The sequence below is a fragment of the Sessilibacter sp. MAH1 genome (assembly GCF_054658315.1).
The window spans coordinates 24,266-38,137 of sequence record NZ_BAAGIC010000012.1; the positions used below are offsets into that span (position 1 = coordinate 24,266).

The window sequence follows — 13,872 nt, forward strand, 5'->3', positions numbered from 1 at the left end:
TAAACTCCCACTAAGTCCAACAATCGCTTCTCACCCGTAAACAACCTAGAACCTAATACCAATCTCGCTTATTAACAGCTAGTAACAAACTTATCATTGCAAGTTCCCAATACCTCTCTCGATTTCACTGACTAACTCCGTCAAGTGGCATGGTTTCTCGATCAGCTACTGTTCAGCCAATTTCTGTAAACTGAAATCTGCTTAATGCGATAACGCAGCTCCATAAATTACGTTGACTTGAACTAATAATGAAAATGAGGGGATTTAGTTATGCGACAGCTTAACAAAGCAACCCAAGAAAATGATAAAAACGCGCACACTCATGTAAGAGGCGAGAACAAAAGATGGGGTAGGCTCAGCTCATCGGTAGCTGCTTTATTAATGGCTTTTACCCTGAGCCATTCTGCTCACGCTGAACTTAACCAAATCAAAAAAGAACATAGTTCAAAAAATTACCATGCCCAAGAGCACTCTGGGCACAAGTCTAACTATGAAAATCTAAAGAAAACTTACTCCAGTAAGCCGCAAAATCATAACAGTAATTGGAGTCACAACAGAGATAATCGCCAAACCAGTTACAATCGGAACAACAACTATTCCAATAACAATTATTCTCATAACAACAATTACTCTCACGACGATAACAACAACTATCATCGAAATTACACAAACAACTACAACTACCGTAATCATCACACCAACGCTCATCACCGTTACGGACACGAAGTAAGATATTTGCCACGTGGATACAAGCGATTACGCTACAGTAGCTATCCACTGTATTACCACGGCGGCAACTACTACAGACCCAGTTCATACGGTTATGTTGTTGTCAGAGCGCCTTACGGGGTTCACGTGAGTCATCTACCCTATGGTTATGCAACCTTTGCTTTTGGCGCTCTCACCTACTTTGTGGTTAACGATATTTACTACCAAAAACATGGCGATGATTACGTGGTGGTAGAACCTCCTAAACAAACACAAGTGTCCTATAACGAAACCAGTTCAGATTACTCACGAGAATGGCTTATCTATCCGGCCGAAGGACAGACAGAATCTGAGCTTGAAGCAGATCGATACCAATGTCATCGCTGGGCCACCGACCAATCCGACTATGACCCAAGTAACAGCAACCGTAACAGAGGAAGTCGAGAAAACTATTATCGCGCACAGGCTGCGTGCTTAGAGGGCAGAGGTTATGTTGTTAAATAAATTACTAGTAAACAGCGCGAAGATTACAGGTATCTCGTTACTTGCTTTAGTTTCTGTTATCTCACACGCATCAGATCCGGATATTTTTACCTATCCAGCAGCAGGCCAAAGCCAAGAGCAGACGCAGAGAGATCGCTATGAATGCTATCGCTGGGCGGTTTCAGCAACAGGAGTAGATCCGTCAACTCTGCAGGAGCCAGCTGCCAACTATTCAACCAGAGTGGTAGCTAACCAAAATCGCGGCGATACAGCTAGAGGCACAATAATTGGGACTATCGCAGGAGCCGTTATCGGTTCAACCATAAAATCTGGCGGCGGATATCATCGCGGTGAACACAGAAATACTGCCGCAGGAGCAGTTGTGGGGGCAACGGTAGGAGCGATAATCGGCTCTCAAAATGAACAGTCGGGATATCGTAAGGCTCAGGAACAAGCTGCCGTGCTCTCAGAAAAACAACAAAGGGAGCAACAAGCCTATGAGCAAGGTATCAACGACTATATTCGTGCGTTCTCAGCCTGTATGACTGGAAGACATTACAGTGTTAGGTAAATAATGTGGGGCTATTGATCGCAGGATGTCTTGTGTTGTTGGTAATGGTTAACCCACAAGCCCAATTCTGTCGATAAACTTTGGCGCCACATTTTAGGCTGGATGCCAAAGTTATCCATTAGACGCTTATAACCCAATGCAGCACTCACAGGCTCGGAATCCATCTCTACAACATTGGCTGTGATGGTTCCGAGATCAAAACTAGACTGCAATTCAGACAAAACCTCACGGGCAAATTCCCCTTCGGTACAGGCGTCACTGGAACTGTAGTGAAAAGTACCCCAGTTTTCCGACCCACAACTGATCTGCTTAACCAATGCCAAAATAATACGAGCGACATCGTGGTGACCAACCGGTGAGCCTCTGCGCTCAGAAAAGATTGCAGCGTCATCGCCTGCAACAAACTTACTCGCAATCTCCGTTAGAAGATTAGAGCCACTGGCGCCAAGCACCCAGCCCAGCCGTAAAATAAGATGCTTATCCAGAGCCTCGACGATCTTTTCAGAATTTAAATACACTTCGCCAATGTTATCTCTAGCGACTGGTTCGTCCGACTCGATAAAACCGGATTTTTTACCGCTGAATACTCGGTAGTTCGACAACTGAATTAATGGTGAACCTATGTTCCGGCAACCATCAACAAGACACTGAGCAACTGCCAGATGATTTTCTAAATTCAAAGAATTTCCATTGTCACTCCAACCAAAATTGTTAATCACTAAGTTTGGAGCGTTTTTGGCAAGATAGGCCAACGTAAAATCAGGCTCGTGCCAACGTCCGGAGTCATCGGAGAGAATTGTTACGTCAAAGGAGCTTTCAAGCAGCTCTTTAACAATAACCGCACCAAGAGCACATTGAGTGTCGGTGATCAAGACGGAATAAAACAAAGACGAGCCCTTACTCTGAATAAAATCTTCAATTAAAACGGGATATCATCGTCGAAGGAATCGAAACTCGGCGGTTGCTGAGGTTGCTGAGGTTGCTGCGGCGTTGAAGGAGCAGGCTTCTGAGCATTGGAGTTGTTAGGGCGACTGTTGTAGTTTCCACCTGACTGGCCGCCACCGTATCCGTCCATATCGGACTCATAAGCCGGAGCCTGATTTCGTTGATTTTGCATAGCCGCTTCGGTACGGCCGCCTAACATTTGCATCTCCGACGCAACTATTTCGGTGGTGTATCGATCTTGGCCACCTTGATCTTGCCACTTGCGGGTGCGCAGAGATCCTTCAACATAAACTTGCGAACCTTTACGCAGGTATTCGCCAGCAATTTCGGCCAATCGGTTGAAAAAAACCACCCGATGCCACTCGGTTCGTTCTTGGGGCTGCCCAGTTTGCTTGTCTTTCCAAGTTTCACTGGTGGCAATACTGATATTCGTCACGGCCCCACCACTTGGCATATAACGAGTTTCTGGATCTTGACCACAATTGCCGACAAGAATCACTTTGTTTATGCCGCGAGCCATGTAAATCTCCTGAAAATTTTTAATTTCAACAATCACCACGACCAATTTCGTGGAAAAATAATAGTAACAAGAATAACACGTTACCGAATAGAAAGACCTAAACCAAGACCATCAATACTGTCTTGCTTAAATTTAGATTGATCAACCCTCATCAATATCTCTTGGCTATTTTCTTTAAAAGAAACTTCACAAACACCAGCTAATTGACGAAGTTTTGGTTCCAGCTCGCTAAAACAATGTTCATCAGCCGATAACACCAGTTCACGCAGCGGAAGCGGGACTTTCATAGATAGCGACAGAGAAAACCAGATCAATATCATTACAGCAGCAAACTCAAATACAGCTGCCGATCCGTAATTCTGCACTAGGAATCCGCCAACAACCCCACCACAAAACGCGCCCAAAAACTGGAAGGTCGAGAAAACTCCCGATGCTGTGCCTTTCGAACCAACAGGTGCCTGTTTGCTCATCAAACTGGGAAGTGTCGCTTCCAATAGGTTAAATCCCCAGAAAAACACAAACAAAGCAACTACCCATAACGCTGTATTGTGAATCAATTGTGAAAAGACAATCTGAGCCAGAAAAACAAAGGATATCGCCAACATAAATACCGGTTTCATTTTTTGCCTTTTCTCAGCAATGATGACCAAAGGCACCATAGCAATAAAAGAAACCAACATAACGGGCAAATAAATCATCCAGTGACTATCAACGGCCAAGGCAAGTTCATCGCGTAAAAAAGTCGGAATAACCACAAACATCGATGTCATTGCCATATGCAGAACAAACACTCCCACATCCAAACGCAACAGTTGACCGTGTCGTACGATACTTGAGATCTGATGAAACACAGGCTGTGACTTGTTTATTAAACTTTTTGGTGGGTTAGGAACGACACCTAGAGTTATCCAAACACCGGGAATAATTAACGCAGCAGATACCCAGAAAATTCCCGAAAGCCCCCAAGCAGAGGCGATCAAAGGACCAATCACTAGAGAAATAGCAAATGCAACACCAATAGAAACGCCCAACGAAGCCATTGCTTTGGTGCGATTTTTTTCACTGGTGAGATCGGTCAACAAGGCCATAATAGCAGCCGCTATTGCCCCAGCCCCTTGCAAGCCACGACCTAAAATAAGCATCCAAATAGAATTTGCTTCTGCGGCAATGACACTGCCTACCCCAAAAATGACTAAGCCAAAAATAATAACGGGCTTTCTGCCGATATGATCGGACAACAGTCCCAGAGGAATTTGCAGCAACGCTTGGGTCAGGCCATAAACACCAATAGCGATACCAATTAAGGCAGGTGTCGCTTGTGGATATTCTTGCCCTAAAACCGAGAGAACAGGCAAGACCATAAAAAGCCCCAACATCCTAAAGATGTATAGAGCTGCCAGAGCAGCAACGGTCTTTCGCTCGAGAGGTTGTGAATCGGCCACGCTACTTTCTTCCTAAAACTTTGCGGGCAACTATTTTAATGCCATGCTCATTGTCTGACCAGCTGAAGGGAAATTCAATTTAGTCGCATCTGGCGGTAACGACTGTCCCACCAAATGACACTCAAATTAAAAACGTACTACCATGCGCTCAGAGGCTTAACCGAAATTAGGCCTCCGAGCGCGCATTCACCCATCAGTTAGATCGTCCAATACCTATGTATTTAATGCCGATTTGAGACAGCCGTGACGGACTGTACATATTTCGACCATCAACGATTAACGGGGTTTTTAAGTTAGATTTAATGAGCTCAAAATCAGGCGCCCAAAACGCTTTCCACTCCGTACAAATCAAGAGCGCATCGGCTGCCAACAAACAGGATTCTTTGGTTCCCATCAGCTGAAGATCTTCTCGCTGCCCATAAATACGCTGCGCTTCGTGCATGGCTTCGGGGTCAAAAGCCTTAACCGAGGCACCACTGGCCCACAGAGACTCCAACAATACCCGAGAAGATGCTTCTCGCATGTCATCAGTGTTGGGTTTAAAAGCTAAACCCCAAACGGCGAAAGTCTTACCTTTCAAATCGCCTGAAAAATAGGCCGTCAATTTATCAAACAATCTAGATTTCTGCCGGTGATTAACGGCTTCAACAGACTCTAGTAATTGTGCGTGATAACCAACCGACCTGGCTGTGGAAACTAGAGCTTTAACATCTTTTGGAAAGCAAGAGCCACCGTAACCACAACCGGGATAAATAAACTGGTAACCAATGCGCGGGTCCGACCCGATTCCCTGTCTCACTCGTTCAATATCAGCGCCCACGTATTCCGCAATATTAGCCACTTCATTTATAAAACTAATTTTGGTTGCCAACATGGCGTTAGCCGCATACTTTGTAAGCTCAGCCGAGCGAACATCCATAAACATGAGTCTATCGTGATTGCGATTAAAGGGCGCATACAACTCCTCCATTGAAGCCCGCACACGCTCGGAATCCGTACCAACAATAATTCGATCAGGCTTCATGAAGTCCGATACTGCGGCTCCCTCTTTCAAAAACTCTGGGTTAGAAGCGATGTGGTAAGCAATATCAACATTGCGAGCAGCTAAAACTTCAGCAACTTTTGCTCTCACTTTATCTGCGGTGCCAACAGGTACGGTAGACTTAGTGACCAAAATGACTTCGCGACTGACATATTCGGCGACTGTCTCGGCAACCTTCAGAACATACGATAAGTCTGCGGCGCCGTCTTCATCGGGCGGAGTACCAACCGCAATAAAAATGACCTGACCATGTTTGACAGCGTCTTCAGCGTTAGTGGTAAACGCTAAACGTCCGTGCGCAAAATTGGCTTTAACAACCGATTCCAACCCGGGCTCATAAATAGGAATTTGCCCGTTTTGCAAATTAAGAATCTTCTGTTCATCAACATCGACACAGACAACACTGTGGCCTACCTCTGCGAGACATGCACCGGTTACCAAACCGACATAACCCGTACCAAAAACTGTTACTTTCACTAACTTAAATTTCCTTTAATCACTCACAATGCCTAACTGAAAAGCCCTATCAAAAAGCCTCTCAAGCAATTCGATCATATCTGTAAATTAATCAGACATTATGCTCTAAGCGTTAATTCATTCCCATGATAATTAAACAAATAAGAGTCTTCTAATGGCTCTCAAAAACCTTGTTAAACCTAAATTACCGGAAGGAAAATCCACAAAAGATGATATTGACGCCAACAATTACAAAACTTAAATAAAAGGCAATTAATTTTACATTCAAAATACCCAAAACCACCTAAATGACCTTATTTGTCACCAAATTAATTTAAACAAATACTCTAATAATAATTTTCTCTCCACGGTAGTGAGAGAGACTGTAATAAGGCGGCACTACCTTTCTGTAGTTTTAGTGATATTAAGTTGGCGTTTCGTACACTTTTAACCGATTAAAGTCGTCAAAAACGTTAATTAAAAATGATTTTGATGACAGCAACGCCAACAATCTCACAGTTCTTAACTTAATTTCACAAACTGAGCAGTTTTAACAGCTAGACCGATATAAGATCACCGGATAAGTCAAAAATTAATGGGTTAATTTACAATTGTAGAGCTTAAAAACCTCTATAAAAATGATTTAAACGCCAACTTATCCCTATTTTGCAACATAAAAAATCCAACGATACGAGCTTTTTGTTTTACCAGTTTTTGGAATCCATTGCGCACATTGTTCGTGACTCTATAGATTCAAAACAGACGCTCAAATCAGCCAACGCCAAACGAATTGAGAATAGTAAGGAAGTTCATGAATATCCCCGGACTACAAACGGGCCGTTATTTGGGCCACCAAACCATTTCACCTCTCGCGGTGAAAGAATCTTCCACCTCACTGCCATTAGTTTTTGTTTCTCAACATGGCGGTTTTGCGAGCAAATTCTTACCAGACATGCTGCAAAGAGAACTCGGTTGTGACTGTTCGCAAATTGGTATGGGAATGCCATTAAAGGAAGAAGTCGATCTTGTTGTTATTGATTGCCAAGAGACTGATTCCAAATCAATTAGTATTTGGTTGCAGAAAAACCTCCATCGCTGTCGAGCCATCGCACTCGTAAAAATGCCACACGAGACGAAATTTGAGAATCTTATTGAATGGCCGAAAGTAAACGGTATGTTTTATCTTGAAGCTACCGATGAACAGATCTCCCGCGGTATTCGACGAGTATTGCTGGGTGATTTTTGGCTGCCTCGCCGCTTGTTATCAGCGCACTTAGAGAAATCCCGTGAGTCACACCACGGTAAAATTGACGTCAAATTAACGCCCCGCGAAAAAGAAATTCTTCGTTTAATTAAACGCAGTGCAACCAACGCTGAGATTGGTGAAATTTTGAATCTGAGTGAGAATACTGTGAAGAGCCACCTGTATAAGGCATACAAAAAAATAGGCGTAGTAAACCGCCTAGACGCATGCAACTGGGCACGCTTAAACATCGACTAATCGATGTTTAAGCGTCATAGGGCAACACTTTGCTATTGAGTGCTGTCCTATTTTTTATCCAAAAGTGGTTTTAGAAAACGCCCTGTATGTGAATGTTTTATTTTTGCAACCTGCTCGGGTGTGCCTTGAGCAATAATTTCGCCGCCACCACTACCACCTTCGGGGCCCAAATCAACAATCCAATCCGCAGTTTTAATAACATCCAAGTTATGCTCAATAACAACCACCGTATTGCCATGATCGCGCAGTCGATGCAGCACGCTTAATAGCAATTCGATATCTTGAAAATGCAAACCCGTTGTTGGCTCATCGAGGATATACAGGGTTTTTCCTGTATCGCGCTTCGAAAGCTCTCTGGATAATTTCACCCGCTGTGCTTCACCACCCGACAAGGTCGTAGCCGCCTGTCCAAGCTTCAAATAACTGAGACCGACATCCATCAGAGTTTGTAATTTTTTGGCAACCGCTGGGATGGCATCAAAAAATTCACGAGCATCTTCAATTGTCATTTCTAAGACTTCATGAATGCTTTTTCCCTTGTATTTAACCTCTAATGTTTCACGGTTATAACGTTTACCGTGACAGACATCGCAAGGGACATAAATGTCTGGAAGGAAGTGCATTTCTACCTTAACCACGCCATCGCCCTGACAAGCCTCGCAACGCCCACCCTTGACGTTAAAACTGAAACGACCGGCCTTGTAGCCCCTTGAACGAGCTTCTTGAGTACCCGCAAATAACTCTCGGACCGGCGTGAAAATACCCGTATAAGTAGCGGGGTTGGATCTGGGTGTGCGGCCTATAGGGCTTTGATCGATATCGACACACTTATCCAAATGCTCAAAACCAGACACGCTCTCATATGGAGCAGGCTTCAACGTACTGGCTTTATTCAATTCTGTTGCGGCAATTGGATATAGCGTGGCGTTTATCAGAGTAGACTTACCGGAGCCAGACACGCCTGTGATACACGTCATTAAGCCAATTGGAAGAGAAAGAGTTACGTTTTGAAGGTTGTTGCCAGTAGCACCGGTTAAAACTAGGCTCTTCTCAGGATCAGCAACACCTCTTTTCTCGGGAATCGCGATTTTTTTCTCACCCGATAGATATTTTCCGGTCACCGAATTTTTATTTTTCATGATTTGCGCAGGCGTTCCCTTAGCAACCACTTCGCCACCATGAACACCAGCACCAGGACCAATATCAACAACGTAATCCGCCAAACGAATTGCGTCTTCATCGTGCTCAACCACGATTACCGTATTACCCAATTCTTTTAAATGAGTAAGGGTATTGAGCAGCCTTTCGTTATCACGCTGATGTAAGCCGATCGAGGGTTCATCCAGAATATACATGACACCTACCAAACCAGCACCGATTTGACTGGCCAACCGAATTCGTTGAGCCTCACCACCGGAAAGAGTCTCGGCACTTCGACTGAGCGTCAGGTAATTCAAACCTACATCGACCAAAAACTTTAGCCGATCTCGAATTTCTTTGAGGATCTTATCGGCAATTTTTCCTTTGGCCCCTTCAAACTTGACCTCATGGAAATACTTAAAAGCATCCGCTACGGGCATCAAGGTGATATCAGGTAAGTTTTTATTATCTATAAAAACGTTTCTGGCATCGCGCCGCAGACGTGCACCCTGACATTCGGGGCAATTTTGGCTAGACATGTACTTAACCAGCTCTTCGCGCACCATATTAGAGTCGGTGTCGCGATAGCGTCTCTCCATGTTAGGAATCACACCTTCAAAGGTGTGCGTGCGAGAAATAACATCGCCGCGATCATTAACATAACTGAAATTAATTTCTTCGTTTCCCGAGCCCTGAAGGATGACTTTTTTGTATTTTTTTGCGAGCTTGTTCCATGGCTGATCAACATCAAAACCATAGTGTTCAGCCAACGAGGCTAGCATGTGGTAGTAATAAACGTTGCGTTTATCCCAGCCTCTTATTGCACCTTCAGATAAAGAAGCCGTCTCGAACTGAATAACTTTGTCTTCGTCGAAATATTGCTTAACCCCCAAACCGTCACAACTTGGGCAAGCACCGGCCGGATTGTTGAAAGAAAACAATCTGGGCTCTAGTTCTGCCAGGGCATAATCACAAATCGGACAGGCATGCTTGGATGAAAACGTTTTATCTTCTTTATCCCCATCCATAGACGCGAGAATTACCGATCCCTCCCCAAGAACTAAAGCAGTTTCAAAAGATTCGGCTAACCGTTGCTGTAAGTCATCGCGAACCTTAAAACGGTCTACAACAACTTCAATAGAATGCTTCTTTCTTTTATCGAGGGATGGTGCTTCATCAAGATCAACAACCAACCCATCGATTCGTGCACGGATATAACCTTCGCGCTTAAGTTGCTCAAAAACATGCAGATGCTCACCTTTTCGATCACGGATCACAGGTGCAAGTAACATCAGCTTTTCGCCTTCAGGCATTGCCAATACCTGATCGACCATTTCGCTGACGGTTTGAGCACTGAGAGGCTCACCATGGATTGGACATCTCGGCTCTCCCACACGTGCAAATAGCAAACGCAAGTAGTCGTAGATTTCAGTGATAGTGCCAACAGTTGATCGAGGGTTGTGTGAAGTAGATTTTTGCTCAATAGAAATGGCTGGACTTAAGCCTTCGATATGATCCACATCAGGCTTTTCCATCATCGATAAAAACTGCCGAGCATAAGTAGAAAGCGACTCTACATAACGACGTTGCCCCTCGGCATAGAGCGTATCAAATGCAAGGGAAGACTTACCAGAACCCGAAAGTCCGGTAATTACAATCAATTTGTCGCGGGGTAAATCAAGGTCGATATTTTTGAGGTTGTGGGTTCTAGCGCCACGAACAATGATGGTATCCACAAAAGTCCTTGTTTTTAGGTTCGGAAAAATTAACGCATTAGTATACGCTGAACCTAAAAAATTGGCTGTCTTCCCTGACATACTTTTCGATTAAGCGACGTTGTTCAATAAAATAAAAAACGAAGATCAATCTGCCGATGACCTTCCATACTTATCTTCAAAACGAACAATATCATCCTCACCAAGATAACTTCCCGATTGCACCTCAATTAACTCAAGGGGAATACTCCCAGGGTTTTTAAGTTGATGGATTTGACCAATCGGAATATAGGTTGATTGATTTTCGGTCAAGATTGTTTCTGTGTCGCCATTTACGACCAATGCGGTGCCTGAGACAACTATCCAGTGCTCGGCGCGATGATGATGCATTTGTAACGACAGCTCGGCGCCTGGATTGACAACAATACGCTTTACTTGGAATCGATCACCGCTATCAATTGAGTCGTAATATCCCCAAGGCCGGTAGACTTTTCGATGCACAGTCGCTTCAGGACGATTCTGGGTTTTTAACATCGAGACAATTTTTTTAACGTCTTGTACTCGATTCTTGCTGGCAACCATTAGAGAGTCGTCTGTATCAACAATAACCAAATCGTCAACACCTACAATAGCGATGAGTTTGTTATCTGCCTGAACGAAGCATCCTGTAGCGTCTTCAGCAACCACATCGCCTTTTAATGTATTGCCGCTCGAATCTTTCTCAGAGACCTCCCAAAGAGCAGACCAAGATCCAACGTCACTCCAACCGGCATCCAAGGTAACCATAAGAGCGGATTCCGTTTTTTCCATAACAGCGTAGTCAATGGAATCCTCTGGACATTGCTCAAACAAATCTTTGTCCACTCGGATAAAGTCCAAATCAGCTTGTGCCAATTCAAGAGCTTTTCGACAATACAAGACTATCTCGGGATTATGCTTTTCTAATTCTGCTAAATACCGCGAAGGCTTGAACAGAAACATGCCGCTGTTCCAGAAATAACTACCAGAACTTACATAATCTTTAGCGATTTCAATGGAAGGCTTCTCCACAAAACGATCAACTTTATACGCTGAATCTGAAAAGCCGCCCGCAGCTGAACCTTTTTTTATGTAACCGTAACCCGTCTCGGGAGAACTGGGAACAATGCCAAATGTGACTAGGTACCCACTCAGCGCGCACTCCCGTGCAACCCCTATGGCTTTATGAAAAGCACCTATGTCTTTTATGACATGATCTGCCGGTAAAATCAGCATAGGTGAATCATTACCAACGGATAACAACTGAAGAGCAGCCAAAGCAATTGCAGGAGCGGTGTTCTTCCCTACCGGCTCCAAAATAATGCCGGCTGGGCTAACCCCCTGATGTCTCATTTGTTCAGCAACAATAAATCGATGATTATGATTGCAAATTATCCAAGGACTTTCGCAGAAGCTTAAGTCCTTGATGCGCAACAGAGTCTCTTGAATCATGGTATTGTCTGATAAAAGAGGGAGAAATTGCTTGGGGTACTCAGATCGCGAGTAGGGCCAAAGACGTGTTCCGGAACCACCGGACAGAATAATCGGTATCATGCCTGTTGTACTTTAATTTGACGTTGTAGTTTGCATATTTTGTAAGTTTGTTCAGCATAAAACAACTTCAGCGTAATAAATGATGTCTTTTAGACAAACAAAATAAAATTACTCATCAATTATTTAATTCATTTAGAGTAGATAAAAATGGAAATCCTAACAACAAAGCTTGAAGGTGTGGTAATCATAGAGCCAAAGATTTTTGGTGACGAAAGAGGTTTTTTCTTGGAAACCTTTCAGAAAGATCGATACAAAGATCTCGCTGGAATTCACCTAGAATTCGTTCAAGATAACCATTCACGATCGTCTAAAGGGGTATTACGCGGACTTCACTTTCAAAAGTCCAAGCCTCAAGGAAAACTGGTTCGAGTTGTGCGCGGCGAAGTATACGACGTAGCCGTAGACATAAACCCTGCCTCACCTACTTACGGTCAATACGAAGGCGTCATATTGAGCGAAACCAATAAGCGACAATTCTGGGTTCCACCCGGCTACGCGCATGGTTTTGTTGTACTGAGCGACACCGCCGATTTCGAGTACAAATGCACAGATTATTATGACCCAAGTGACGAAGGTGGCATCATATGGAACGACCCCGATGTCGGTATCGATTGGCCGATTCTCGATCCCAAGCTTTCAGAAAAAGATTCGATTCTACCGACGCTAAAAGAACTAAACGCATAATTTAACGAAGGAATTAGAGTGAAAATTTTAATTTTTGGGGCAAAAGGGCAAGTTGGAACCAGCTTAGTTAATGCATTAAAAGCCATCGAGGATTTATCTCTGTATGCCCTGGATCGCGAAGACTGCGACTTTACAGACACACAAAAAATAAAAGAACAAATCTCTCTAATTCGTCCAGATCTTGTCATTAATTGCTGCGCCTACACTGCAGTTGACAAAGCAGAGAGTGATGAAATTACTGCAGACCTTGTTAATCACACAGCAATGGAAACTATCGGTAAAGAAACCCAAAAGCTCGATGCTCCCGTCATCCATATTTCAACCGATTATGTGTATACCGGAGAAGCTAAGGAACCCTATCAAGAAACCGATGAAACAGGGCCTTTGAGTGTTTATGGAAAAACAAAATTACTCGGAGACCTGAGTTTAACAGCCTCAAACGCAAAGCATATTATCTTGAGAACCAGTTGGGTGTTTGGTGAGTACGGCGCCAATTTCGTTAAAACCATGCTGCGATTAAGCGAAGGTAGAGATGAGATTAATGTCGTCTCAGATCAAAGAGGAAGACCTACCTATTCCGGCGATATTGTCGCGAGCATTGTCTTTTTTGTTGAGCAAATACGCACAAAACAAGTCGTAAATTGGGGTATTTATCATTGCTCCAGCAATGGCGAAACCAATTGGTATGAGTTTGCCGTTGCGATTTTCGCTGCTGCCAAGGTTGACGGGCTAATAAATAAATCCATGAAGGTGAATCCCATTCCAACCTCTCAATACCCTACCCCTGCGCCAAGGCCTTTATACTCGGTTCTAAACACCCAAAAGCTCGAGAAAACTTTGGGACATAAAATTCCGCATTGGAATATCGGTTTAGAAAAAGCACTCTCGTTTATTAAAGCCGAAAAGTAGTTGTACCCCTCCTCTCGATGACAAAACTTGTCTCGTTAAGTCATCGAGAAAATATAACTCTCGCCAACATTATTAATTACGACGCCACTTATCCTCTATTACCGAGTTCCTTTCAACAACAAATGCGCAAAGACACTACCTTGGCATTTTGATAGCATAAGCACCTTTTACCCTTCGTAAAAAT

General features: G+C 43.7%; 11 protein-coding genes. 5 read left to right on the plus strand and 6 right to left on the minus strand.

Annotation, left to right across the window (positions count from 1 at the left end; all coding sequences use genetic code 11):
* Positions 1-270 precede the first annotated feature (270 nt).
* Positions 271-1,212 (plus strand): DUF6515 family protein, encoded by a 942-nt coding sequence (locus ACYQ28_RS12570; protein ID WP_460050257.1) that lies wholly within the window; start codon positions 271-273, stop codon positions 1,210-1,212.
* Positions 1,199-1,762, plus strand: a complete 564-nt coding sequence (locus ACYQ28_RS12575) for a glycine zipper family protein (protein ID WP_460050259.1) — start codon at positions 1,199-1,201, stop codon at positions 1,760-1,762. Before ACYQ28_RS12570 ends, ACYQ28_RS12575 begins: the two co-directional genes overlap by 14 nt.
* An 11-nt stretch (positions 1,763-1,773) precedes the next feature.
* Here the strand turns inward: ACYQ28_RS12575 and ACYQ28_RS12580 are convergent, their stop codons facing one another.
* The 4 genes from ACYQ28_RS12580 to ACYQ28_RS12595 all read right to left on the minus strand — a co-directional run bounded on the left by ACYQ28_RS12580 (position 1,774) and on the right by ACYQ28_RS12595 (position 6,188).
* Entirely contained in the window at positions 1,774-2,649 is an 876-nt protein-coding gene (locus ACYQ28_RS12580) for a sugar nucleotide-binding protein (RefSeq protein WP_460050261.1), read from the minus strand.
* Positions 2,650-2,681: 32 nt separating this feature from the next.
* A complete protein-coding gene (ssb, locus tag ACYQ28_RS12585) occupies positions 2,682-3,227 on the minus strand; it encodes a single-stranded DNA-binding protein (RefSeq protein WP_460050263.1) in 546 nt (181 codons plus the stop codon).
* Positions 3,228-3,307: 80 nt separating this feature from the next.
* Entirely contained in the window at positions 3,308-4,669 is a 1,362-nt protein-coding gene (locus ACYQ28_RS12590) for an MFS transporter (protein WP_460050265.1), read from the minus strand.
* 193 nt (positions 4,670-4,862) lie between these two features.
* A complete protein-coding gene (locus ACYQ28_RS12595; RefSeq protein WP_460050267.1) occupies positions 4,863-6,188 on the minus strand; it encodes a UDP-glucose dehydrogenase family protein in 1,326 nt (441 codons plus the stop codon).
* A gap of 790 nt (positions 6,189-6,978) precedes the next feature.
* Here ACYQ28_RS12595 and ACYQ28_RS12600 point away from each other — a divergent pair.
* Positions 6,979-7,668, plus strand: coding sequence for a LuxR C-terminal-related transcriptional regulator (locus ACYQ28_RS12600; RefSeq protein WP_460050268.1), 690 nt, complete (start codon positions 6,979-6,981; stop codon positions 7,666-7,668).
* A gap of 47 nt (positions 7,669-7,715) precedes the next feature.
* Here ACYQ28_RS12600 and uvrA read toward each other — a convergent pair whose 3' ends face one another.
* Together uvrA and ACYQ28_RS12610 are read right to left on the minus strand one after the other, a co-directional pair.
* Complete coding sequence (gene uvrA / locus ACYQ28_RS12605) at positions 7,716-10,544, minus strand: excinuclease ABC subunit UvrA (RefSeq protein WP_460050270.1); 2,829 nt, start codon at positions 10,542-10,544, stop codon at positions 7,716-7,718.
* A 126-nt stretch (positions 10,545-10,670) separates the two neighbouring features.
* Entirely contained in the window at positions 10,671-12,095 is a 1,425-nt protein-coding gene (locus ACYQ28_RS12610) for a mannose-1-phosphate guanylyltransferase/mannose-6-phosphate isomerase (protein WP_460050272.1), read from the minus strand.
* 147 nt (positions 12,096-12,242) lie between these two features.
* Between ACYQ28_RS12610 and rfbC the strand changes: the two genes are divergently transcribed.
* Positions 12,243-12,779: a dTDP-4-dehydrorhamnose 3,5-epimerase gene (gene rfbC / locus ACYQ28_RS12615; RefSeq protein ID WP_460050274.1), complete on the plus strand. Its 537-nt coding sequence runs from the start codon at positions 12,243-12,245 to the stop codon at positions 12,777-12,779.
* Between the two features lie 18 nt (positions 12,780-12,797).
* Positions 12,798-13,688, plus strand: a complete 891-nt coding sequence (gene rfbD / locus ACYQ28_RS12620; RefSeq protein ID WP_460050276.1) for a dTDP-4-dehydrorhamnose reductase — start codon at positions 12,798-12,800, stop codon at positions 13,686-13,688.
* The last annotated feature ends 184 nt before the right edge of the window (positions 13,689-13,872 follow it).